The 22,684-nt window shown below is 62.9% G+C and carries 18 protein-coding genes; 12 read left to right on the forward strand and 6 right to left on the reverse strand.

What is annotated here, in order from left to right; genetic code table 11:
• Window positions 1-127: 127 nt before the first annotated feature.
• Together rpoC and rpoB are read right to left on the reverse strand one after the other, a co-directional pair.
• Window positions 128-4,444 (reverse strand): DNA-directed RNA polymerase subunit beta', encoded by a 4,317-nt coding sequence (gene rpoC, locus A7A77_RS10970; protein ID WP_066557732.1) that lies wholly within the window; start codon window positions 4,442-4,444, stop codon window positions 128-130.
• 73 nt (window positions 4,445-4,517) lie between these two features.
• The gene (gene rpoB / locus A7A77_RS10975) at window positions 4,518-8,681 is read right to left on the reverse strand and encodes a DNA-directed RNA polymerase subunit beta (protein WP_066557734.1); all 4,164 of its coding nucleotides are present in this window, start codon (window positions 8,679-8,681) and stop codon (window positions 4,518-4,520) included.
• Window positions 8,682-9,179: 498 nt separating this feature from the next.
• Between rpoB and A7A77_RS17890 the strand changes: the two genes are divergently transcribed.
• From A7A77_RS17890 to rplL, 5 genes are all read left to right on the forward strand, one after another.
• Window positions 9,180-9,326 carry a hypothetical protein gene (locus tag A7A77_RS17890; protein WP_156500530.1) on the forward strand — a complete coding sequence of 49 codons (147 nt, stop codon included), beginning with the start codon at window positions 9,180-9,182 and terminating at the stop codon, window positions 9,324-9,326.
• A 25-nt stretch (window positions 9,327-9,351) separates the two neighbouring features.
• Window positions 9,352-9,879, forward strand: a complete 528-nt coding sequence (locus A7A77_RS10980; protein WP_066557736.1) for a DUF2975 domain-containing protein — start codon at window positions 9,352-9,354, stop codon at window positions 9,877-9,879.
• Window positions 9,879-10,115, forward strand: coding sequence for a helix-turn-helix domain-containing protein (locus A7A77_RS10985; protein WP_066557739.1), 237 nt, complete (start codon window positions 9,879-9,881; stop codon window positions 10,113-10,115). Before A7A77_RS10980 ends, A7A77_RS10985 begins: the two co-directional genes overlap by 1 nt.
• A 316-nt stretch (window positions 10,116-10,431) precedes the next feature.
• The gene (rplJ, locus tag A7A77_RS10990) at window positions 10,432-10,947 is read left to right on the forward strand and encodes a 50S ribosomal protein L10 (protein WP_066557745.1); all 516 of its coding nucleotides are present in this window, start codon (window positions 10,432-10,434) and stop codon (window positions 10,945-10,947) included.
• A gap of 71 nt (window positions 10,948-11,018) precedes the next feature.
• On the forward strand, window positions 11,019-11,396 hold the full coding sequence (gene rplL, locus A7A77_RS10995; RefSeq protein ID WP_066557746.1) for a 50S ribosomal protein L7/L12: 378 nt from the start codon (window positions 11,019-11,021) through the stop codon (window positions 11,394-11,396).
• Window positions 11,397-11,492: 96 nt separating this feature from the next.
• Here the strand turns inward: rplL and A7A77_RS11000 are convergent, their stop codons facing one another.
• The 3 genes from A7A77_RS11000 to A7A77_RS11010 all read right to left on the reverse strand — a co-directional run bounded on the left by A7A77_RS11000 (window position 11,493) and on the right by A7A77_RS11010 (window position 13,295).
• On the reverse strand, window positions 11,493-12,068 hold the full coding sequence (locus tag A7A77_RS11000; protein ID WP_066557747.1) for a J domain-containing protein: 576 nt from the start codon (window positions 12,066-12,068) through the stop codon (window positions 11,493-11,495).
• 113 nt (window positions 12,069-12,181) lie between these two features.
• Window positions 12,182-12,733: a pseudouridine synthase gene (locus tag A7A77_RS11005; protein ID WP_066557750.1), complete on the reverse strand. Its 552-nt coding sequence runs from the start codon at window positions 12,731-12,733 to the stop codon at window positions 12,182-12,184.
• Window positions 12,734-12,758: 25 nt separating this feature from the next.
• Complete coding sequence (locus A7A77_RS11010; RefSeq protein WP_066557754.1) at window positions 12,759-13,295, reverse strand: acyloxyacyl hydrolase; 537 nt, start codon at window positions 13,293-13,295, stop codon at window positions 12,759-12,761.
• 146 nt (window positions 13,296-13,441) lie between these two features.
• On the opposite strand from A7A77_RS11010, the gene A7A77_RS11015 reads away from it, so the two are divergent.
• The 6 genes from A7A77_RS11015 to A7A77_RS11040 all read left to right on the forward strand — a co-directional run bounded on the left by A7A77_RS11015 (window position 13,442) and on the right by A7A77_RS11040 (window position 20,859).
• On the forward strand, window positions 13,442-14,851 hold the full coding sequence (locus A7A77_RS11015; RefSeq protein WP_066557756.1) for an MATE family efflux transporter: 1,410 nt from the start codon (window positions 13,442-13,444) through the stop codon (window positions 14,849-14,851).
• 167 nt (window positions 14,852-15,018) lie between these two features.
• Complete coding sequence (gene groES / locus A7A77_RS11020; RefSeq protein WP_066558081.1) at window positions 15,019-15,306, forward strand: co-chaperone GroES; 288 nt, start codon at window positions 15,019-15,021, stop codon at window positions 15,304-15,306.
• 45 nt (window positions 15,307-15,351) lie between these two features.
• The gene (gene groL / locus A7A77_RS11025) at window positions 15,352-17,001 is read left to right on the forward strand and encodes a chaperonin GroEL (protein ID WP_066557765.1); all 1,650 of its coding nucleotides are present in this window, start codon (window positions 15,352-15,354) and stop codon (window positions 16,999-17,001) included.
• A gap of 218 nt (window positions 17,002-17,219) precedes the next feature.
• Complete coding sequence (locus tag A7A77_RS11030; RefSeq protein WP_066557768.1) at window positions 17,220-17,630, forward strand: baeRF12 domain-containing protein; 411 nt, start codon at window positions 17,220-17,222, stop codon at window positions 17,628-17,630.
• 83 nt (window positions 17,631-17,713) lie between these two features.
• The gene (locus tag A7A77_RS11035) at window positions 17,714-18,307 is read left to right on the forward strand and encodes a biliverdin-producing heme oxygenase (protein ID WP_082836073.1); all 594 of its coding nucleotides are present in this window, start codon (window positions 17,714-17,716) and stop codon (window positions 18,305-18,307) included.
• Complete coding sequence (locus A7A77_RS11040) at window positions 18,304-20,859, forward strand: HWE histidine kinase domain-containing protein (protein WP_066557774.1); 2,556 nt, start codon at window positions 18,304-18,306, stop codon at window positions 20,857-20,859. The genes A7A77_RS11035 and A7A77_RS11040 overlap by 4 nt, the downstream gene beginning before the upstream one ends.
• A gap of 15 nt (window positions 20,860-20,874) precedes the next feature.
• On the opposite strand, the gene A7A77_RS11045 is transcribed toward A7A77_RS11040, so the two are convergent.
• Window positions 20,875-21,873: an agmatine deiminase family protein gene (locus A7A77_RS11045; RefSeq protein ID WP_425388565.1), complete on the reverse strand. Its 999-nt coding sequence runs from the start codon at window positions 21,871-21,873 to the stop codon at window positions 20,875-20,877.
• Between the two features lie 95 nt (window positions 21,874-21,968).
• On the opposite strand from A7A77_RS11045, the gene A7A77_RS11050 reads away from it, so the two are divergent.
• Window positions 21,969-22,454, forward strand: a complete 486-nt coding sequence (locus tag A7A77_RS11050; protein ID WP_066557777.1) for a COG3650 family protein — start codon at window positions 21,969-21,971, stop codon at window positions 22,452-22,454.
• The last annotated feature ends 230 nt before the right edge of the window (window positions 22,455-22,684 follow it).

The raw sequence follows: 22,684 nt of genomic DNA on the forward strand, positions 1-22,684 counted from the left end.
AAAGGAAGGGGGTGAATCACTGGTAAACCACCCGCAGGCAGCAGCACGTGTGTTGATTTTTCAAAGAAAAACCCCGCCGGATCGCTCCGGCGGGGTCAATCTCAGGTCTGGACCGGTTTGGAGCCGATCAATCCTCGTCTTCGGCGCTGCCGTCGTGATCGGCAGCACCTTCGTTCAGGTATTCGCCCGCATCGGCGTCGAGACCGTGGGTCTCACCCTCTACTGCGGCCAGCGGATCGTCACCGATCGCAGCTTCGGGGCCCTGCGCCAGTTCGGCGGCGTGCTCTTCCTCGGCCGTGTCGGCAGCGATCAGCGCTTCCTGCATCTTGCGATACTGGGCGCGCAGGGCTGCGTCGCGGCTGGAAGCGGCCACGCGGACGCGGTTCATGCCCGCGCCGGTACCGGCAGGGATGAGACGACCGACAATGACGTTCTCCTTCAGGCCGATCAGCGAATCGCGCTTGCCTTCGACCGCGGCCTGCGTGAGCACGCGCGTGGTTTCCTGGAACGATGCCGCCGAGATGAACGAACGGGTCTGCAGCGAAGCCTTGGTAATGCCGAGGAGGACGGGCTTGCCCTCTGCCGGTTCCTTACCCTTTTCAAGCTTCGCGTTGTACTCGAGCATTTCCTCGTAATCGACCTGTTCACCCGGAAGCAGCGTGGTGTCGCCGCCGTTGGTGATCTCGACCTTCTGCAGCATCTGGCGAACGATCACCTCGATGTGCTTGTCGTTGATCTTCACGCCCTGCAAACGATAGACTTCCTGGATCTCGTTGACGAGATATTCGGCCAGCGCCTCGACGCCGAGCACTTCCAGAATGTCGTGCGGATCGGGCGAGCCGGAGATCAGGTTGTCGCCCTTCTTCACGAAGTCGCCTTCCTGAACGTCGATCACCTTCGACTTCGGGATCAGGTACTCCACCGGATCACCCTCTTCCGGGATGATCGCGATCTTGCGCTTGGCCTTGTAGTCGCGAACGAATTCGACGCGGCCCGAAACCTTGGCGATAACCGCGTTGTCCTTCGGCTTGCGGGCCTCGAACAGCTCGGCAACACGCGGCAGACCGCCGGTGATGTCGCGGGTCTTGGCAGCTTCGCGCGAAGCACGGGCAACGATGTCACCGGCCTGCACTTCCTGACCGTCCTCGACCGACAGGGTCGTGCCGGGGGCCAGCATGTAGCGGGCAGCCTCGGTCTCGTCCCCTGCCTGACCCAGAAGAGTGATGCGCGGACGCAGGTCTTCCTTCTTGGCACGACCGGCCGAACGATACTCGATCACGACGCGCTGGGCGATGCCGGTGGCTTCGTCGACGCGCTCTTCCAGGGTCTTGGTATCGACCAGGTCCTGGTACTTCACGACGCCCGACTGCTCGGTGATAATCGGCAGGGTGAACGGATCCCATTCTGCCATGCGATCGCCCTGCTTCACCTGCGCACCGTCCTCGAACATGATGACGGTACCGTAGGGGACGCGGTGCATCTCGCGCTCGCGCCCTTCGGCGTCGATGACGAGGATTTCACCGCTGCGGGCCATCGACAGACGGCGACCGCGCTTGTCGACGATGGTCGGCATGTCGCGATAGACGATCTTGCCGTCCGAAACCGCCTCCAGGTGCGAGGTTTCATTGAGCTGCGCCGCACCACCGATGTGGAACGTACGCATCGTCAGCTGCGTGCCGGGTTCACCGATCGACTGGGCCGCGATGACGCCGACGGCTTCGCCGATGTTCACCGGAGTACCGCGGGCAAGGTCACGGCCATAGCACGTGCCGCAAACGCCCTGCTGCGCTTCGCAAACCAGCGGCGAACGGATCTTCGCAACCTGCGTCTCGGCGTCCTCGATCACCTTGATCGCGGGTTCGTCGAGCAGTTGTCCGGCCTTGGCCAGCACTTCGCCGGTCTTGGCGTGGACGATATCCTCGGCCAGCGTACGGCCAAGGATGCGTTCGCCAAGCGACGCGATGGTCGAACCGCCCTGCACGATGGCGCGCATTTCCAGCGCGTTGGTCGTGCCGCAATCCTCGACGACGATGACGCAGTCCTGCGACACGTCGACCAGACGGCGGGTCAGGTAACCCGAGTTCGCGGTCTTCAACGCGGTATCGGCAAGGCCCTTACGCGCGCCGTGGGTCGAGTTGAAGTATTCAAGAACGGTCAGGCCTTCCTTGAAGTTCGAGATGATCGGCGTTTCGATGATCTCGCCCGACGGCTTGGCCATCAGGCCGCGCATGCCGGCCAGCTGCTTCATCTGGGCCGGGCTACCACGCGCGCCGGAGTGGCTCATCATGTAGATCGAGTTGATCGGCTTCATGCGGCCGGTCTCTTCGTCCACGGGCTGGGACTTGATCCGGTCCATCATTTCGGCCGCGACCTGGTCGCCGCAACGGCTCCAGGCGTCGATCGCCTTGTTGTACTTTTCCTGCCAGGTGATGAGACCGTCCTGGTACTGCTGCTCGTAATCGGCAACCAGCGCCTTGGTCTCCGCGATCATCGCTTCCTTGGTTTCGGGGATGATCATGTCGTCCTTGCCGAACGAGATGCCGGCGCGGCAAGCGTGACGGAAGCCGAGGACCATGATCGCGTCGGCGAACAGGACCGTGTCCTTCTGGCCGGTGTGGCGATACACTTCGTCGATGACGTCACCGATGTCCTTCTTGGTGAGAAGGCGGTTCACGACGTCGAAGGGCACCTTGTGGCTCTTCGGCAGGCATTCGGCGATCAGCATGCGGCCCGGCGTCGTTTCCACGCGGGCGATGACTTCCTTGCCGTCCTCGTCCGTCTGCGGAACGCGGGCGGTGATCTTCGAGTGCAGCGTGACCGCACCGACCTGAAGCGCCTGGTGCACTTCGGCCATGTCGGAAAACGCCATGCCCTGACCCGGCTCGTTCTCCAGCTCCATCGAGAGGTAGTAGAGACCCAGCACCATGTCCTGCGAAGGCACGATGATCGGCTTGCCGTTCGCGGGCGACAGGATGTTGTTGGTCGACATCATCAGCACGCGCGCTTCCAGCTGGGCTTCCAGCGACAGCGGCACGTGGACGGCCATCTGGTCACCGTCGAAGTCGGCGTTGAAGGCCGAGCAGACGAGCGGGTGCAGCTGGATCGCCTTGCCCTCGATCAGCACCGGCTCGAAAGCCTGGATGCCGAGGCGGTGCAGCGTCGGTGCGCGGTTCAGGAGGACGGGGTGTTCGCGGATGACTTCATCCAGGATGTCCCAGACTTCCTTGCGCTCCTTCTCGACCCACTTCTTCGCCTGCTTCAGGGTCATCGACAGACCCTTGGCATCGAGGCGGGCGTAGATGAACGGCTTGAACAGTTCGAGCGCCATCTTCTTGGGCAGGCCGCACTGGTGCAGCTTGAGTTCGGGGCCGGTCACGATGACCGAACGGCCCGAATAGTCGACGCGCTTGCCGAGCAGGTTCTGGCGGAAGCGGCCCTGCTTGCCCTTCAGCATGTCGGACAGCGACTTCAGCGGACGCTTGTTCGCACCCGTGATGACGCGGCCGCGGCGGCCGTTGTCGAACAGGGCGTCGACGGCTTCCTGCAGCATGCGCTTTTCGTTGCGGACGATGATGTCCGGCGCGCGCAGCTCCATCAGACGCTTGAGGCGGTTGTTACGGTTGATGACGCGGCGATAGAGATCGTTGAGATCCGACGTCGCGAAACGGCCGCCATCCAGCGGAACCAGCGGGCGCAGTTCGGGCGGAATGACCGGAACGACGTCAAGGATCATCCATTCGGGGCGGTTGCCCGAATCGATGAAGCTTTCGACGACCTTCAGCCGCTTGATGATCTTGGCGGGCTTCAGCGTCGACTTGGTCGTCGCCAGCTCTTCCAGCAGCGCCTCGCGCTCGCCTTCAAGGTCCAGCTCCATGAGCATGATCTTGACCGCTTCGGCACCGATGCCGGCGCTGAATGCGTCTTCGCCGTACTCGTCCTGCGCGTCGAGCAGTTCGTCTTCGGTGAGAAGCTGGAACTTCTCCATCGGGGTCAGGCCCGGTTCGATGACGACGTAGCTTTCGAAGTAAAGCACGCGCTCCAGCTGCTTGAGCTGCATGTCGAGCAGGAGGCCGATGCGCGAGGGCAGCGACTTCAGGAACCAGATGTGCGCAACCGGCGCGGCCAGTTCGATGTGGCCCATGCGCTCACGGCGCACCTTCGTGACGGTGACTTCAACGCCGCACTTTTCGCACACGACGCCCTTGTACTTCATGCGCTTGTACTTGCCGCACAGGCACTCGTAGTCCTTCACGGGGCCGAAGATGCGCGCGCAGAACAGGCCGTCGCGTTCAGGCTTGAACGTGCGGTAGTTGATCGTTTCCGGCTTCTTGATCTCGCCGAACGACCACGAACGGATGCGCTCTGGCGAGGCAAGACCGATCTGGATCTGGTCGAACGTTTCCGGCTTGGCGACCGGGTTGGCGAATTTGGTCAGTTCGTTCATTTTTCAAATCCCTTAGGGGGGAAATCCATCAGCGAGTGAGTGGCGGGCAGGTCATCGACCCGCCCGCGTCAACTCATTCAGCCGCCTCGGCCATGTCGCCGTCTTCGCTATCGTCGGTAAGCGACGACAGTTCGACGTTGAGGCCCAGCGAGCGCATTTCCTTGACCAGCACGTTGAAGCTTTCGGGAATGCCGGCCTCGAACGTGTCGTCGCCCTTGACGATCGCTTCGTAGACCTTGGTACGGCCGACGACGTCGTCCGACTTCACGGTCAGCATTTCCTGCAGCGTATAGGCCGCGCCGTAGGCCTGAAGCGCCCAGACCTCCATTTCACCGAAGCGCTGGCCACCGAACTGCGCCTTGCCGCCCAGCGGCTGCTGGGTGACGAGCGAGTAGGGGCCGATCGAACGGGCGTGGATCTTGTCGTCGACAAGGTGGTGCAGCTTCAGCATGTAGATGATGCCCACGGTCACCTTGCGGTCGAACGCCTCGCCGGTGCGGCCATCATACAGCGTCGACTGGCCCGACGAAGCGTAGCCTGCCTTCAGCAGCATGTCGGTCACGTCGCCTTCGCGGGCGCCGTCGAACACCGGAGTGCCCATCGGAACGCCGCGACGCAGGTTCGTCGCCAGTTCGTAGACCTCTTCCGAAGTGCGGTTGTCGATCTCTTCGACGTAGTTGTCGCCGTAGACGTCCTTCAGCTTGTCGACGAGGGCTGCCGGCGGCGGCCCCGCCTTCGGATCGGGGTTGTTCGCCCGCCAATCGTCCAGCATGTCGCCGATCTGCATGCCAAGGCCGCGCGCAGCGAAGCCGAGGTGCGTTTCGAAGATCTGGCCGACGTTCATGCGCGAAGGCACGCCCAGCGGGTTCAGAACCAGATCGACCGGCGTGCCGTCTTCAAGGAACGGCATGTCTTCGGCGGGAAGGATGCGCGAGATGACGCCCTTGTTGCCGTGACGGCCGGCCATCTTGTCGCCCGGCTGCAGCTTGCGCTTCACCGCGACGAAGACCTTGACCATCTTCAGCACGCCCGGTGCCAGTTCGTCACCACGTTCGAGCTTTTCCTTGCGGTCCTCGAACTTGGCGTTGATGGCCTTCACGGCCTCGTCGTACTGTTCCTTGACAGCTTCGAGCTGGACCTGGCGGCCATCGTCGGCAACCGCGAACTTGAACCATTCGTGGCGTTCGACTTCGTCGAGCAGCGCCTCGGTGATCTCGTCACCCTTCTTGATGCCCTTGGGCGCAGCCGATGCGGTCTGGCCGATCAGCATGTCGCGCAGACGGTTGTAGGTGGCGCGGTTGAGGATGGCGCGTTCGTCCTCGCGGTCCTTGGCGAGGCGTTCGATTTCCTCGTTCTGGATGGCGCGGGTACGGTCGTCCACCTCGATACCGTGGCGGTTGAAGACGCGCACGTCGACGATCGTGCCCGACACGCCCGGCGGCAGGCGGAGCGAGGTGTCGCGCACGTCGCTGGCCTTTTCACCGAAGATGGCGCGCAGAAGCTTTTCTTCCGGCGTCATCGGGCTTTCGCCCTTCGGCGTGATCTTGCCGACGAGGATATCGCCCGGATGCACTTCGGCACCGATGTAGACGATGCCCGCTTCGTCGAGGTTGCGAAGGGCTTCCTCGCCGACGTTCGGGATGTCGCGGGTGATGTCCTCTGGCCCGAGCTTGGTGTCGCGGGCCATGACTTCGAACTCGTCGATGTGGATCGACGTGAACACGTCGTCCTTCACGATGCGTTCGCTGATCAGGATCGAGTCTTCGTAGTTGTAGCCGTTCCACGGCATGAACGCGACGAGGCTGTTGCGGCCCAGCGCCAGTTCCCCAAGGTCGGTCGACGGGCCGTCGGCGATGGTATCGCCGGCCTGAACGACTTCGCCCACCTTCACCAGCGGACGCTGGTTGATGCAGGTCGACTGGTTCGAACGCTCGAACTTCTGGAGGCGATAGATGTCGACGCCGGACTGGCCGGGTTCGACATCGCCGATGGCGCGGATCACGATACGGGTCGCGTCGACCTGATCGACGATACCGCCGCGGCGGGCCGAGATGGCGGCGCCGGAATCGCGGGCCACGGTCTCTTCCATGCCGGTGCCGACCCACGGCGCTTCGGCCTTGACCAGCGGCACGGCCTGACGCTGCATGTTCGAGCCCATGAGTGCGCGGTTGGCGTCATCGTTTTCCAGGAACGGAATGAGCGATGCGGCGACCGAGACGAGCTGCTTGGGCGAAACGTCCATCAGCGTGACCTGTTCGGACGGGCTCATCACGAACTCGCCGTTCTGGCGGGCCGAGACGAGATCCTCGACGAAGGTGCCTTCGCCGGTGAGGTCGGCCGAGGCCTGTGCGACGGTGTTCTTCTGCTCTTCCATGGCCGAGAGGTACTGGACCTCGCCGGTCACCTTGCCGTCGATCACCTTGCGGTACGGGGTTTCGATGAAGCCGTACTTGTTGACGCGAGCGAAGGTCGAGAGCGAGTTGATCAGACCGATGTTCGGGCCTTCGGGCGTTTCGATCGGGCAGATACGGCCATAGTGGGTCGGGTGAACGTCGCGGACTTCGAAGCCTGCGCGCTCACGGGTAAGACCGCCCGGGCCAAGCGCCGAAACGCGGCGCTTGTGGGTGACTTCCGACAGCGGGTTGGTCTGGTCCATGAACTGCGACAGCTGCGAGGAGCCGAAGAATTCGCGGACGGCGGCAACGGCGGGCTTCGCGTTGATGAGGTCGTTCGGCATCACCGTCGACACGTCGACGCTGCTCATGCGTTCCTTGACCGCGCGTTCCATGCGCAGCAGGCCGACGCGGTACTGGTTTTCCAGTAGCTCGCCCACCGAACGGACACGGCGGTTGGCGAGGTTGTCGATGTCGTCGACTTCGCCCTTGCCATCCTTCAGGTCGACCAATTCCTTGACGACAGCGAGGATGTCCTCGTTGCGCAGGGTCGTGATCGTGTCTTCGGCGTCGAGGCCAAGGCGCATGTTCAGCTTCACGCGGCCAACGGCCGAGAGGTCATAGCGTTCGCCGTCGAAGAACAGGCCTTCGAACAGGGCTTCTGCCGTTTCCTTCGTCGGCGGTTCGCCGGGGCGCATGACCTTGTAGATCGCCTCGAGGCCCATTTCACGGTTCTCGGCCTTGTCGGCCTCCATCGTGTTGCGGATCCACGGGCCCTTGTTCACATGGTCGATGTCGAGCAGTTCGAGCTTGTCGACGCCCGCATTGTCCAGCGCTTCGAGGTTGTCGGGGCTGACTTCCTCGCCAGCTTCGATCCAGATGCGGCCGGTCGATTCGTCGATCATGTCCTTGGCTGCATAGCGGCCGAAGATTTCCTCGGTCGGGATCAGCAGCTCGGCAAGACCGTCCTTGGCCGCCTTGTTGGCAGCGCGCGGGGAAATCTTGGTGCCGGCGGGGAACACGACTTCGCCCGAATTGGCGTCGACGATGTCGAACGCGGGCTTCTGGCCGCGCCAGCCCTCTGCGGTGAACGGGATCTTCCAGCCGCCTTCACCACGTTCCCATACAACGGTGTCGTAGAAGTGGTCGAGGATGCCTTCGCTGTCGAGGCCGAGGGCATAGAGCAGCGCAGTGACCGGCAGCTTGCGCTTGCGGTCGATACGCACGTTCACGATGTCCTTGGCGTCGAATTCGAAGTCCAGCCACGAACCGCGGTACGGAATGACGCGCGCGGCGAACAGGTACTTGCCCGAAGAGTGCGTCTTGCCGCGGTCATGGTCGAACAGGACACCCGGCGAACGGTGCATCTGCGACACGATGACACGTTCGGTGCCGTTGACGATGAAGGTGCCGTTCTCGGTCATGAGCGGCATGTCGCCCATGTAGACGTCCTGCTCCTTGATATCGAGGACCGAGCGGGCCTCGGTGTCAGGATCGATTTCGAACACGATCAGGCGCAGCGTGACCTTCATCGGGGCCGCGTACGTGATGCCGCGCTGGCGGCATTCGGTCGTGTCGTACTTGGGGTCTTCCAGCTCGTAGTGCACGAAGTCCAGCTCGCTGGTGCCGGCGAAGTCGCGGATCGGGAAAACCGAACGCAGCGTCTTTTCAAGGCCCGAGACGTACCCGATCGACGGGTCGGAGCGCAGGAACTGTTCGTAGCTTTCGCGCTGAACCTCGATCAGGTTCGGCATTTCCACGACTTCGTGGATGTCGCCGAAGATCTTGCGGATGCGCTTCTTGGCGGTCGGACGGACGCCCGCCTCGTTAAGCTGTGTCGCCATGAGGGTAGTGAGCCTCTTTTTGCTGCGAGCCCGATGGGCTTCGTGTTGTGCCGATTCGTTCGAGTCGATCTGCTCTCGACCCGCCGCCCCGGCAGGGGATTTCGTCGCACGCGTGCGATGATGCAGAAACGACAAAAGGCCGCAGGACAAGCGGGAATCCGCCCCTTTCGAGGTATTCCCGGCCCGCAGCCGTCGCGTCGCTTATGCAAGAACTCGGGCTTCCTTCCCGGGCCAGCCCCCGCGCCAGGGCCGCCTTGCTCGAAGCCTTCGAACGAGGCCGCATATAGGAGTGGCGGGGCAGCGTGTCAAAGGGCGCGGAAAGCGAATCGGCACGCCGCACCGCGGGCCGGAAACGCGCCGGCGCGCGGAACGGGCATGCGCCAGACCGGATTTTTCGTAAAACAATCAGCGGCATATCGTTTTTCGATATTTATTGATTGACGATAAACGCGACTTGAATTATTGAATATCGATATCAAGCATATTGGAGTTCGAAAAATGTCCACGCAATTGACCCGTTCCGCCGCCGCTTCCCTCGCCGTCCTGATCGCCCTTGCGCTCTGGGCTCCGACCGTGGCTCCCGTCGATTACACCCCGACCCAAGTTACCGGCGTCGCGACCATCGCCGCACCGGTTCTCGCCTGACGCATCCGACCAAGGGGACAACGCCATGACCACGTTTCGCAAGGATCCGCTGCTGAAAATCGCCAGTGTGCTGCTCTCTTTCATACAGACGGTGGTCGTCATCGCCGGCGTGGCGATCGTCGCGGCCTTGCCCACCATGCTCGTCATGAAGGGCTGGGTTATCGCGGAGATGGCCAGCGACAAAGTCCCGCCCGAGGCTTTCTGGGGCATCATGGGCCTGCTGGCCCTGATCCTTGTCTCGCTCGTCATGATCTGGTTCTTCGTCCGCCACTTGCGTCGTATCGTGATGACCGTGGCCGATGGCGACCCGTTCGTGCCGGTCAATGCCGATCGTCTGGCCGCAATGGCCTGGCTGTCGCTGGGCGCGTGGGTGGTGAACATCCCGACGCAGGCGCTGGGCAGCTGGCTCGAATCCGTGACCGAAGGCAGCAGCATCAACATCGGCGTCGGCGAAGACGGCACCAGCCTTGCAATGGTCCTCACGCTGTTCATCCTCGCCCGCGTCTTCCGCAAGGGGGCAGAGATGCGCGAAGATCTCGAAGGGACCGTGTGATGCCCGCCGAAGAAGGAACCGCCATCGTCGTGAAGCTCGACGACCTGCTCTATGCCCGCCGCATGACCCTGACCGAACTGGCCGACCGCGTCGGACTGACGCTGGCCAACCTGTCGATCCTGAAGACCGGCAAGGCCAAGGCGATCCGCTTCTCCACGCTGGAGGCGATCTGCCGCGAACTGGAATGCCAGCCCGGCGATCTGCTGGGGTATGAAGGGCAAGCGCCGGCCGGATGAAAGTCACGTAAAAGTTGACTCTGCGCCCAAACCGTATAGAGGCCCGCCGCGATGCCGGTGGGCCTTTACGGTTCCCGTCATCATCCGTCCGAGACAGTTGGTGACCGGAATATGCCGGTCTTAATTTCCAGCCTAGACGGGGAAACGAGATTTTTCGGACCTCACCCACGCGGTCAGGTTCCGTTTCGCGTCATTTTCAGACGCTCCTCCTTCCCTATCGAACGGACTCGCCCGCGTCGGAGCCAAGGCTTCGTCGTGGACACAATGAGCCGATCGCCTTGCCCCAAAGCGGGCGATCAAACGTGAAGGAGCAAACATGGATCGTTCGCAAAAAGCCGATTCGGTCGCATCGCTCAACGCAACCTTCAACGAGGTGGGCGTGGTGGTCGTCACCCGCAACCTCGGCCTCTCGGTCGCCCAGTCGACCGAGCTGCGCTCGAAGATGCGTGAAGCCGGCGCGACTTACAAGGTTGCGAAGAACCGTCTTGCCAAGCGGGCGATCGTGGATACCGACTATGCCGGTATCGACGATTTCCTGACCGGACCCACCGCGCTGGCGACTTCGGTCGACCCGGTTGCGGCGGCAAAGGTCGTCATCGATTTCGCCAAGACCACCGACAAGCTCGAGGTCGTTGGCGGTTCGATGGGTTCGCAGGTGCTCGATGCCGATGGTGTGAAGGCGCTCGCCTCCATGCCCTCGCTCGATGAACTGCGCGCCAAGCTGGTTGGCCTCGTCAACGCACCGGCGACGAAGATCGCCCAGCTGTCGACGGCACCCGCTGCCAAGCTTGCCCGTGTCTTCGGCGCATATGCCGCCAAGGACGCTGCATAAGACGTTTCAAGCGATTTACCGGTGGACTGGCCGTTCGGCCCCATCGGGTATGAACTTAGGAGTGAATTGAAATGGCTGATATCCAGAAGATCGTCGACGAACTGTCGACCCTTACCGTTCTCGAAGCCGCAGAGCTGGCCAAGGCTCTTGAAGAAGCATGGGGCGTTTCCGCCGCTGCTGCTGTTGCCGTTGCTGCACCTGCTGGTGGTGGCGACGCTGGCGCCGCTGCTGAAGAGAAGGACGAATTCGACGTCATTCTCACCGGCGACGGTGGCAAGAAGATCCAGGTCATCAAGGAAGTCCGCGCCATCACCGGCCTGGGCCTCGCAGAAGCCAAGGGTCTTGTCGAAGGCGCGCCGAAGGCCGTCAAGGAAGGCGTGAACAAGGCGGAAGCCGAAGAGATCAAGGCCAAGATCGAAGCAGCCGGCGGTACCGTTGAGCTGAAGTAAGCTTTTCGCTTACCTTCGATCTCGCAAGAGATCACGCGAAAGGGCGGCTCCTAGCGGGGCCGCCCTTTTTCATTGCCTGTCGCCGGTCTGGTCCGCTCAGTTCTCGCCCGCCGCCTGCCGCAGCAGCAGCGTCTCCGCCGCGCTGGCCCGCGAGTTCGAGATGACGTGGTCCACGCCGGCCACCGTCACCGCGATCGTGCCCTGTTCCGTGACTTCGACATGGCCTTTCGATTTCAGGTACCAGACGTGGAACTGGAACTCGTCTTCGGAGCAGCCGAGCATTTCCTGCACGTACCAGCCGATGACACCGGCATCGGCAGCGTTTTCCCGCCGTTTCTTGTAGAGGTAGAGCAGAATCTTCAGGTGCGTCTCGGCATCGCTGAGCGCGGTATTTTCATCTAGCGCGATGTCGCTTTCGACGGGAATCCGGTACGTGGTCTTGCCCAGGTTGCGCCCGTGCTGCCGGTCGTACTCCGCCCGCTTTTCCGGGTCGCGCAGCGCGCGGTATGCTTCCAGCACCTCGTTGAACTTGTCCGCGTTGGCGGTTTCGAGGTTGTCGGGATGGTACATCTTGGCGAAGTAATGGTACGCCAGTTCAAGGATGCGCGCGTCGCAATCCGGGTTCACTTTCAGAACCGCGTAGTAATCAACGTAACCCTGTCCGTTATCCATCGGCGCTGCGCCCCCAAACGCACTGGCACCAGAGAAACCGTTGCCACCAGCGCGAAGCGTAACACATCCGCCGCAAAGATATATTAACAGATGCGTTTAGGCTGCGCGCGGCGTCACACTTCCACTTCGCGCCATGCGCCCTGCCCCAGCCCCTCTACACTCCACTCACCGATCCGCCAGCGCACCAGCCGCAGCGTCGGCAGCCCGACCGCCGCCGTCATGCGCCGCACCTGACGGTTGCGCCCTTCGGTTATGGTGAGCGATATCCAGCCATCCGGCACTGTCTTACGGTATCGCACCGGCGGATCGCGCGGCCACAGGTCGGGCGGGTCGATCGCCTCGGCCTTGGCCGGACGGGTCATGCCGTCCTTCAGGCGAACACCGTTCCGCAATGCGGCTAGCGCATCTTCGGATACCGTGCCCTCGACCTGCACGAGATAGATCTTGGGCAGCTTGAATTTCGGATCGGCGATCCGCGCCTGCAGCCGTCCGTCGTCGGTCAGCAGCATCAACCCCTCGCTATCGCGGTCCAGTCGCCCTGCGGGATAAACACCGGGGCAATCGATGAAGTCGGACAGGGTGCGGCGCGGCGAGCCTTCGGTCCCCCGATCGGTAAACTGGCTCAGCACGTCGAACGGCTTGTTGAAAAGGATCAGGCGGGACATCGACGCGGCCCTAGCAGGACGCCGGCTAGGGCGCGAGGTTCACGCGCACCCCCATCATGTCGATCCCCGGATTCTGGCCCGAATTGAACAGGCGCGCATGGCTGATGTGCATCCAGCTCGCCTCCACCGAAACGCGATCCGAAACGCGCGCGCCCAGTGCGATCTCCGGCTCGAACAGCACCCGACTGCCCAGTTCGTAGTGTTCGCCATTGGGGGCCAGCCTTTCCGACGGGCCATCGTGGATGGCAAGTCCGACGGCAGGGCGCAGGTAAACCGGCCCCTTGCCGATCGTCCAAGAGAGGCCCGCCGCCGCAAAGGCGGTGTCGCCGTCACTGTTGATGGAGGCAAGGACATATGGGGCCGGAGCGCCGACAATGGACAGAGCCTCCACCGGTGCGAAACGATAGCCGAGCACGCCGTCGACACCGCTCTCTACGGTCTCGAACGTGAACGGTGTGTCGACCGCGTGGACATAGGCACCGGCAAAGACCTCTCCGGCATGGGCGGGAGCGGAAAAGGCGCAAGTCGCGGCGACGATTGCGGCAAAGGCAGGAAAACGCATGGCAATTCGCTTCCGATTCGAAAACGTGGATCCCTTCGAATGCGCCTTTGACTGTTGCCCGCTTGCTGCAAGCTGAAGCGAATGTTCGGTTGCACATGAAACAAGACTTGGTCTTGTCACACGCCGCGCCTAACCGGGCCGGCTTCATGTCCGACACGGCCCACCTCCTGACCCGCTCGACCCATACAGAGCAGACGCTGCGCACTGAATTCGCGGCACTGGCGCGGCTTGCCCTGCCGCTGGCGGCGGCGAACCTGTTGCAGATGGCGGTCTATGCCATCGACGTGATCTTCATCGCGCGGCTCGGCACACAGGAACTGGCGGCCAGCACGCTGGCGACATCGACCTACGGCCTCTCGCTATGGTGCACGCTGGGCCTGATCAGCGCGGTTGCGCCGATGGCGGCAACAGCGCTGGGACGCGGGCGGCACGCGGTGCGCGAAGTACGGCGATCCTTTCGCATGGCTCTGTGGATGGCGGTGTTCGGCGGCATCTTCGTGATGACGATCTGCATGCTGGCCGACGATTTCATGCGGCTGACGGGGCAGAGCGAGGAAATCGCCACTATGGCCGGGGAATACCTGTTCTGGGTGGCGCCCGCCGCGATTCCGGTGATCGCATCCAACGCCCTGCGCATCTTCGTTTCCACGATGGATCGGGCATTCATCGCCACGTGGGTCACGGTGCTGGCGCTGTTCGTCAACGCGGGTTTCAACTGGCTGCTGATCTTCGGCAACTGGGGCTTTCCGGCATGGGGCCTGAAGGGCGCGGCCATCGCCAGCGTGATTACCGCGGTCGTCGTTCTGCTGGCCTATGTCGCGATTATCCAGTGGGATCGCCGGATGCGGCGGCACTACCTGTTCGGGCGATTGTGGCGCCCCGACTGGCAGCGACTGGCCGAATTGTGGCGCGTGGGTTTGCCCATTGGCGCAATCACGCTGGCCGAAGGGGGGCTGTTTTCCAGCGCGGCCTACCTGATCGGTGCGATCGGCACGCTGGAACTGGCCGCGCATACCGTCGCGCTGGGGCTTGGCGCCCTGTGCTTCCAGGTGCCCTTCGGCATCGCGCAGGCCGCGACGATCCGTGTCGGCCTGCACAATGGTGCGGGTCAGCCGGGCGGCATCCATCGCACTGGGCTAGCCACGATCATGCTGACGATCGCCCTTGCGGTCCTGTTCGCGGCGCTGATGCTCGGCGTGCCGGAATTGCTGCTCAGCATATATGTCGACGTCGATGCGGCGCAGAACGCATCGCTGGTCGCGCTGGCGGTCACCTACCTTGTCGTCGCCGCCGCGTTCCAGTTGTTCGACGGGGCGCAGGCAGTGCTGGCCGGTCTGTTGCGCGGCTTGTCCGATACGCGGGTGCCGTTCGTCCATGCCGTGGTCGGATACTGGCTGTTCGGCTTTGGCACGGCATGGGTGCTGGGCTTTCACACGCCGCTCGGCGGTCTTGGCGTGTGGATCGGCCTTGCCGTCGGGCTTGTCGTCACCTCGATCCTGCTGGGCCATCGCTGGCATTCGCGAGAGCGTCTCGGCCTTGTCATGCCGCGCGGATAACAACGCGGCCAACGGTTCGCGCAGCACCGCGCACGGCCCGTCTCGAAAAAACTTGGATAACGGTGCTTGACGACCACGTTCGTCCCAACCATATCCGCGCCGCTGGCACTCTGCTTACGGGAGTGCCAACCGTAGAAACCTGTCAATTTTTGGAAGAGGTCATCATCATGGCATTCCGTCCGCTGCACGACCGCGTTCTGGTCCGTCGCATCGAAGCCGAGGAAAAGACCGCCGGCGGCATCATCATCCCCGACAGCGCCAAGGAAAAGCCGAGCGAGGGCGAAATCGTCGCCGTCGGTTCGGGCGCCAAGGCCGAAGACGGCAAGGTCACGCCGCTTGACGTGAAGGCCGGCGATCGCGTGCTTTTCGGCAAGTGGTCCGGCACCGAAGTCAAGGTCGAAGGCGAAGACCTGCTTATCATGAAGGAAAGCGACCTGCTCGGCGTTATCGCCTGAGCCTGTTCTTCCTGATCCACTGAAATCCCAAGAGGAGAGAATATTATGGCCGCCAAGGACGTGAAGTTTTCGCGCGACGCGCGCGAACGCATCCTGAAGGGTGTCGACACCCTTGCCAACGCCGTGAAGGTCACGCTGGGCCCCAAGGGCCGCAACGTCGTGATCGACAAGAGCTTCGGCGCACCCCGCATCACCAAGGACGGCGTCACCGTCGCCAAGGAAATCGAACTGAAGGACAAGTTCGAGAACATGGGCGCGCAGATGCTGCGCGAAGTCGCTTCGAAAGCGAACGACGCTGCCGGTGACGGCACCACCACCGCCACCGTGCTGGCCCAGGCCATCGTGCGCGAAGGCATGAAGTCGGTTGCTGCCGGCATGAACCCGATGGACCTGAAGCGCGGCATCGATCTTGCCGTCGGCAAGGTCACCGAAAACCTGCAGGCGCGTTCGAAGGACGTGTCGGGCACTTCGGAAATCGCACAGGTCGGTGTGATCTCGGCCAATGGCGACAAGGAAGTCGGCGAGAAGATCGCCGAAGCCATGGAAAAGGTCGGCAAGGAAGGCGTGATCACCGTCGAGGAAGCGAAGGGTCTCGAATTCGAGCTCGACGTTGTCGAAGGCATGCAGTTCGACCGCGGCTACCTGTCGCCCTACTTCGTGACCAACGCCGAAAAGATGACCGTGGAACTGGATGACCCGTACATCCTCATCCACGAAAAGAAGCTGTCGAACCTGCAGTCGATGCTCCCGATCCTGGAAGCAGTCGTCCAGTCGGGCCGTCCGCTCCTCATCATCGCGGAAGACATCGAAGGCGAAGCGCTCGCCACTCTCGTCGTCAACAAGCTGCGTGGCGGCCTGAAGATCGCGGCCGTGAAGGCTCCGGGCTTCGGCGATCGTCGCAAGGCCATGCTGCAGGACATCTCGATCCTGACCAACGGCGAGATGATCAGCGAAGACCTCGGCATCAAGCTGGAAAGCGTCACGCTGAACATGCTGGGCCAGGCCAAGAAGGTCACCATCGACAAGGACAACACCACCATCGTCGACGGTGCCGGTGATGCCGAAGCGATCAAGGCCCGTGTCGAGCAGATCCGTGCGCAGATCGAGACGACCACGAGCGACTACGACCGTGAAAAGCTGCAGGAACGCCTGGCGAAGCTCGCCGGCGGTGTTGCCGTGATCAAGGTCGGCGGCGCTTCGGAAGTCGAAGTGAAGGAACGCAAGGACCGCGTCGACGATGCGCTGCACGCGACCCGCGCAGCCGTCGAAGAAGGCATCGTCCCGGGCGGCGGCACGGCTCTCCTCTACGCCACCAAGGCTCTCGAAGGTCTGAAGGGCGAGAACGACGACCAGACCCGCGGTGTCGACATCATCCGCCAGGCCATCATGGCCCCGGTTCGCCAGATCGCGACCAACGCCGGCTTCGACGGTGCGGTCGTTTCGGGCAACCTGCTGCGCGAGAATGACGAGACCCAAGGCTTCAACGCCGCGACCGACACGTACGAGAACCTCGTCGCTGCCGGCGTGATCGACCCGACCAAGGTCGTTCGCACCGCCCTGCAGGACGCAGCCTCGGTTGCCGGTCTGCTGATCACCACGGAAGCGGCGATCAGCGACGTTGCGGAAGACAAGCCCGCGATGCCGATGCCCGATATGGGCGGCATGGGCGGTATGGGCGGTATGGGCGGCTTCTAAGCCACCTGCCATCCGGCCCGGAAAAAGGGCCAGCTCGAAAAAGGGGTCGCCGGACTTGGGTTCGGCGGCCCTTTTTCGTGCGCGTATGACAAAATCGCGACTTGGCGTGGTGAAAATACGATTAACCCCACATCAATCCATATCGTCGGGCACCTTTTGCCATCCCGCGCGTTCGCGTCACGAATACTTATGCTAAATTTCCGAAAGGGGATCCCGTCATGCGCCTTCCGCACAAGGCCCACCTCGCCATCGTCGATGGAGAAAGCTTCGTCCTGATGCGCAACGAGGGTTCGCCGGACGAACCCAATCTGAAGGAAGTCGCCAAGCCGGACCTTACCGCCAGCAACTACAGCGCGGGCGTACGCCATCAGGATCACGTGGGGCAAAAGCTGGGCCGTACCGATCTTGAAGAACTCGCCCATGCCGCCGCCGTTGCCGAATGGCTGAATGCCGCCGTGCTGGACGGCACGATCGAACGGATCGGCATTGCCGCCGATCCCAAGACCCTGGGCGAGCTGCGTCGCCATTATCACAAGAAGCTGGAAGCGGCGATCGTGGCCGAAGAGGCCAAGACCATGACCGGCGAGCCGATCGCGCGGATCGAAAAAGTGCTGTTGGCGCAAGGTTGAAGCAAGAGACGGGCTGAAGCGAGAAAGACGGAACACATCGAGTGAGCAAAGGGTCGCAACCTGCCAGGCTGGATCATTCGGCCATGACGCAACCATGCACGGATGCGGCAAACGATGTCGCCGTCGGCACGCCCGGTCGCAAGCCGGACAGGGCACGCTTCGCGCTGCGCGAACGCACCCGTGCCGAACACGAAGCGACCGAGGCGGCATTTGCCCCGTTCGATCTGACAGTCGCGGATGACTACCGCCAGTTCCTGATCGCACATGCCATGGCCCTGCCCCGTCTGGAACTTGGCGTGACCGGCCTTGGCTGGACTGGCTGGCAACCGCGCTACCACTTGCTGGCCGACGATCTGGCCGCACTTGGCGCCTTCCTGCCCGCACCGATGATTGCACCCGCAATCTCGCCGGTGTCGGCGTGGGGTGTTCAGTATGTGCTGGAAGGGTCAAAACTTGGCGGAACGGTACTTTCGGGGCGTTTGCCTGCCGGTGTTCCCGCCCGTTACCTCCGTCCGGCGCCGGACATGCCGGTCCGGTGGCAGGCATTCTGCGCCGCACTTGATGCGGCAGCCGCCAATGGCGGACCGGAATGGATGAACGAAGTTATTGATTCTGCGATAGAAACATTCCAAGCTTTCCGGCGAAGCGCCGATGCCTTGGCTGGGGACCTTAGTTGAACGACGTAGAAGCCGGGTCACTCCCTGTCGACCTGACCAACTGTGACCGGGAACCGATCCACATCCCTGGCTCGATCCAGCCCTTCGGCTTCCTGATCGCGGTCGGGGCCGACTGGATTATCCAGCGTGCGGCCAACACCGAACCGTTCGTGGGTATAGACCCGCTCGGCCTGCTGGGGCGTCCGTTGAACGAGCTGTTCCTGCCCCATGCCCTGCGGTCCCTGCGTTCGCGCGCGACGCACTTGCGCGGAGAAGACGCGGTGGAGCGTATCTTTTCCCTGCGGCTGGTGGAAGGTGGGCGCACGTTCGATGTCGCGCTGCATTTCTCCGGTCGCTCGATCATTATCGAATGCGAACCGGCCCGCGGCGACGAGATCGAGGTCTCCTCGCTCGTGCGTTCGATGGTCACACGCATACAGACCGCCGAAACGATGCAGACGATCCTGCGCGAAGGGGCGCGGCAGGTCAGGATGCTGACCGGGTTCGACCGGGTGATGGTCTATCGCTTCGCCCCATCCGGTGCCGGCGAAGTCGTGGCAGAGGCGCTGGAACCGGGGATCGACAGCTTCCTCGGCCTTAACTTCCCGGCCTCCGACATTCCGAAACAGGCCCGCACACTGTACCTGCGCAACATTTTCCGCATCATCAGCGACGTGGACGATACCCCCTGCCCCATCGAACCGGTGGGAGAGGGAGAGCCGCTCGACCTGTCCCTCGCGTTGTTCCGCGCGGTTTCGCCGATCCACATCGAATATCTGAAGAACATGGGCGTGCGCGCATCGCTCTCGATCTCGATCGTGATCGACGGGAAGTTGTGGGGCCTGTTCGCTTGCCATCATTACAACCCACGCCTGCCCAGCTTTGCCGAACGCAGCGCCGCTGAACTGTTCGGCCAGATGTTCTCGCTGCTGGTCGAAAGCCGGTTGCGCGCGGAAATGAACGCTTACGAAGATCGTGCCCGCAAGGTGGCCGACCGGTTGATGGCCGCCGCCGCGAAGGACAGCGACCGGCTGCACGATGCGCAGTGGATGGGCGATCTCGTGCTTGATGCGATCCCCGCCGACGGCGTCGGCGTGTTTGTCGACGATGCGGTGTCGCTTTCCGGCCTGACGCCGGATGACGAACAGTTCCGCAGTCTGCTCAAGACGCTGAACCGCAGGGAAGCAGGGCAGATCTTCACAACCAACCGGATCGCCGAGATCCATGCCGAAGGGGCGGACTACTCCGGCAAGGCTGCCGGGTTGCTGGCCGTGCCCATCTCGCGCCGGCCACGCGATTACGTGGTCCTGTTCCGGTCCGAACGGCTGCGCTCGGTCCGCTGGGCCGGGAACCAGGAAAAGGACATCGAATACGGCCCAAACGGCCCTCGCCTGACCCCGCGGCAGAGCTTTGCGGAATGGTCCGAGCTGGTCCGTGGCGAAGCCAAGCCGTTCGACGATGCCGAAATGCGCGTGGCCGAAGCCTTGCGCTCGACTTTGCTGGAAGTCGTGCTTCGCCTGACCGAAGCGGCAAGCGAAGAGCGGCGCCGCGCGGCCGAGCAGCAAAACCTGCTCATCGGCGAGCTCAATCACCGCGTCCGCAACATCCTTGCCCTGATCCGCGCGCTGATGGGTCAGACCAGCCGGGAAGCGGACGACGTCGGATCGTTCGTGGCGACACTAGATTCGCGCATCCAGTCGCTCGCCCGGGCGCACGACCAGCTGACCGCCGACCAGTGGGGCCCGGCGCGGCTGGAAGACCTGATCAATACCGAGGGCAAGGCCTATTTCGAGCCGGATCGCCAGTCGATCCGCATGACCGGCCCCGATGTCGCCATCACGCCGGACGCGTTTACCGTCATGGCGCTCGTCATCCACGAACTGGTGACCAACGCGGCGAAATACGGTGCACTGAGCGATAGCGGCACCGTCGATGTCGAGTGGCGGATCGAGCCGAACGGCGATCTGGCCATCGATTGGCGCGAAAGCGGCGGACCCGCCGTGATGCCGCCCAAGCGGCGCGGCTTCGGCACGACCGTTATCGAAAATTCGATTCCCCACGAACTCGGCGGCGAAGCGACAACTTCGTACAAGACCGCCGGTTTCGAAGGGCACTTCCGATTACCCGCCCGCTATGTCGCAAGCTCACGGGACCGGGGGGGAGACAGCAAGAAGGTCAAACCGGAGATGAAGGGCGGCGGCGAATTCGTATCTGGCAAGAAAGTGCTGCTATTGGAAGATTCGGCGCTGATCGCTCTCGATGCGGAAGATTCGCTGCGCGAGATGGGCGCATCGGACGTGGTTCTGGCCGCCGGCAACGCGGTCGCCGCAAGAGCGATCGATGCGGGCGACATCGAACTGGCCGTGCTGGATTTCAACCTGGGCCGCGAAAACTCGATGCCCACGGCCGAGCGGTTGATGCAGGAAGGCATCCCCTTCGTATTCGCTTCCGGTTACGGCGGTGAAGGCACGATACCCGACCGGTTCGCCGAAGTGCCGACGATCGTGAAGCCCTACGGCACGCTGCAGATGGAACAGGCCTTCGCCGAACTGGCGGGCAAGACCGGCAACTGAACAGGGCCGCAGGGCTCAGGCGGCAGGCATCTGCTGGCTGGCGCAGTGGAAGCTGCCACCGCCGGCAAGCACGGCATCGGCGCGGATGCCGATGACCTGTCGGTCGGGGAACAGCTGCGCAACCGCGGCCACGCCGTCATCGTCATGGATACTGCCGTATATCGGCACGACCACGAGATGCGTTGTCACCGCGAAATTCATGTAGCTCGCCGGTTCGATGAAATCGCCCGAGGTCATCAGTCCCGGCGAGGGCACGTCGGCGATCTCAAGGCCGAAATCGCGCGCACGCGTACGGGCATCGTCATAGATCGCCAGGTTGGGATCGTCTGCCCCGCTGGCCACCGGCACAGCGAGCCGCCCCGGCGAAACGAAGCGCGCAAGATTGTCGACATGCCCGTCGGTATGATCGTTCAGCAGGCCATCACCCAGCCACAACACCCGGTTGAAGCCGAGGTCTGCGCGCAGACGCTGCTCGATCTCCGCTCGTGTCATGTCCGGATTGCGGTTCGGGTTCAGCAGGCACTGTTCGGTTGTCACGACAAGGCCGGTGCCATCGCCGTCCAGCGCTCCGCCCTCCAATATCCACGGCGCGGATTCCACGGCCAGCCCTGCATCGTCGGCAAGGCGTGCACCGATGGTCTGGTCGCCGTCCATTATGTACTTGCCGCCCCAGCCATTGAAACCGAAGCGCCGTGCCACGCGGTTGCCGCTGCCATCGGAAACAACCAGCGGGCCCGTGTCGCGCAGCCAGATATCACCATAAGTCCGGCGTTCCAGCCTTACAGACGCGGTTACCAGCTGCCGCGCCCGCATTTCGTTTGCCGCGTCGCGCACGACAAGGCGGACTTCCTGCCCGCTTTCCGCAACGGCATTGGCGAAGGCCGCGATCTCTTCCTGCGCCTGCGCCAGCACGCCGGGCCATTCGTCCGCATCGTGCGGGAAACCGATCCAGATCCAGTCCTGTGGATGCCATTCGGGCGGCATCCGCCATGTCGTTTCGGTCATGAAATCCATCTGCCTTTGCGGTGCGCTTGCCGCGCCCCTGCCAGACCGCGCAGGCAGGGGCAAGCAACTCGCGGCACGGCACCGGAACTGCTATGGCGCCATCCATGAAATCGATCGCTGTCAGCGCCTTGTGCGCATTTGCCCTCTCATCGACACTGGCTGCCTGCGGCTCCGGCCCGGGCGACGGGTCGGTGGAGCCTTCGCCCCAGCCCTCCTCCAGCGCTGCACCTGCGACGCCAGCCACGAATCAGCCGGGCATCGATTCGGAGGACGAAACCCAGCCTGACGGTTTTCCCGCCGGTTTTCGCGCGCTCGGCACCGAACCGTTCTGGGCCGTTCACGTCGGCGACGGGCATTTGCGGTATATGACGCCGGAAGATCAGCAAGGCCAATCGCTGCCCTATACCAGCGAACAGACCCCGCAGGACGAGTTTGCGCTGACCGCGATGCTGGGGAACGAGGAACTGGTGCTTTCCGGCAAGGTCGGGGAATGCTCCGACGGCATGTCGGACCGCAGCTATCCGTACACCGTGTCTCTGCGCATCGGGGATCGAAACCTGCAGGGGTGCGGCCGCCCGACAGACCAGTAGGTTTGTGCAATGCAGCAAATACATTTTGCGCAGCAAAAGATGATCGCCTAACTGACATTTTTGAAGATACATAATCTATTGTTTTATATATATAAAATGTATCACTTGCGTAAAACGCAATCGTTATTTCTCTTTTCGCACTTGCGAAAAATCGCGATTCGCCGCACATAGGACGGGCCTTACAGGCATCCTCTCCCAAACTTACACGACCCGGTCGGTTTTCCGTCCGG

Origin of the sequence: Croceicoccus bisphenolivorans (assembly GCF_001634625.1) — a bacterium.
Lineage (GTDB): Bacteria > Pseudomonadota > Alphaproteobacteria > Sphingomonadales > Sphingomonadaceae > Croceicoccus > Croceicoccus bisphenolivorans.

Excerpts from the sequence above, each read along its gene's own strand:
- rpoC (WP_066557732.1), bottom strand. The coding sequence starts at position 4,444 with ATGAACGAACTGACCAAATTCGCCAACCCGGTCGCCAAGCCGGAAACG.
- rpoB (WP_066557734.1), bottom strand. The coding sequence starts at position 8,681 with ATGGCGACACAGCTTAACGAGGCGGGCGTCCGTCCGACCGCCAAGAAG.
- A7A77_RS17890 (WP_156500530.1), top strand. The coding sequence starts at position 9,180 with ATGTCCACGCAATTGACCCGTTCCGCCGCCGCTTCCCTCGCCGTCCTG.
- A7A77_RS10980 (WP_066557736.1), top strand. The coding sequence starts at position 9,352 with ATGACCACGTTTCGCAAGGATCCGCTGCTGAAAATCGCCAGTGTGCTG.
- A7A77_RS10985 (WP_066557739.1), top strand. The coding sequence starts at position 9,879 with ATGCCCGCCGAAGAAGGAACCGCCATCGTCGTGAAGCTCGACGACCTG.
- rplJ (WP_066557745.1), top strand. The coding sequence starts at position 10,432 with ATGGATCGTTCGCAAAAAGCCGATTCGGTCGCATCGCTCAACGCAACC.
- rplL (WP_066557746.1), top strand. The coding sequence starts at position 11,019 with ATGGCTGATATCCAGAAGATCGTCGACGAACTGTCGACCCTTACCGTT.
- A7A77_RS11000 (WP_066557747.1), bottom strand. The coding sequence starts at position 12,068 with ATGGATAACGGACAGGGTTACGTTGATTACTACGCGGTTCTGAAAGTG.
- A7A77_RS11005 (WP_066557750.1), bottom strand. The coding sequence starts at position 12,733 with ATGTCCCGCCTGATCCTTTTCAACAAGCCGTTCGACGTGCTGAGCCAG.
- A7A77_RS11010 (WP_066557754.1), bottom strand. The coding sequence starts at position 13,295 with ATGCGTTTTCCTGCCTTTGCCGCAATCGTCGCCGCGACTTGCGCCTTT.
- A7A77_RS11015 (WP_066557756.1), top strand. The coding sequence starts at position 13,442 with ATGTCCGACACGGCCCACCTCCTGACCCGCTCGACCCATACAGAGCAG.
- groES (WP_066558081.1), top strand. The coding sequence starts at position 15,019 with ATGGCATTCCGTCCGCTGCACGACCGCGTTCTGGTCCGTCGCATCGAA.
- groL (WP_066557765.1), top strand. The coding sequence starts at position 15,352 with ATGGCCGCCAAGGACGTGAAGTTTTCGCGCGACGCGCGCGAACGCATC.
- A7A77_RS11030 (WP_066557768.1), top strand. The coding sequence starts at position 17,220 with ATGCGCCTTCCGCACAAGGCCCACCTCGCCATCGTCGATGGAGAAAGC.
- A7A77_RS11035 (WP_082836073.1), top strand. The coding sequence starts at position 17,714 with ATGACGCAACCATGCACGGATGCGGCAAACGATGTCGCCGTCGGCACG.
- A7A77_RS11045 (WP_425388565.1), bottom strand. The coding sequence starts at position 21,873 with ATGGATTTCATGACCGAAACGACATGGCGGATGCCGCCCGAATGGCAT.
- A7A77_RS11050 (WP_066557777.1), top strand. The coding sequence starts at position 21,969 with ATGAAATCGATCGCTGTCAGCGCCTTGTGCGCATTTGCCCTCTCATCG.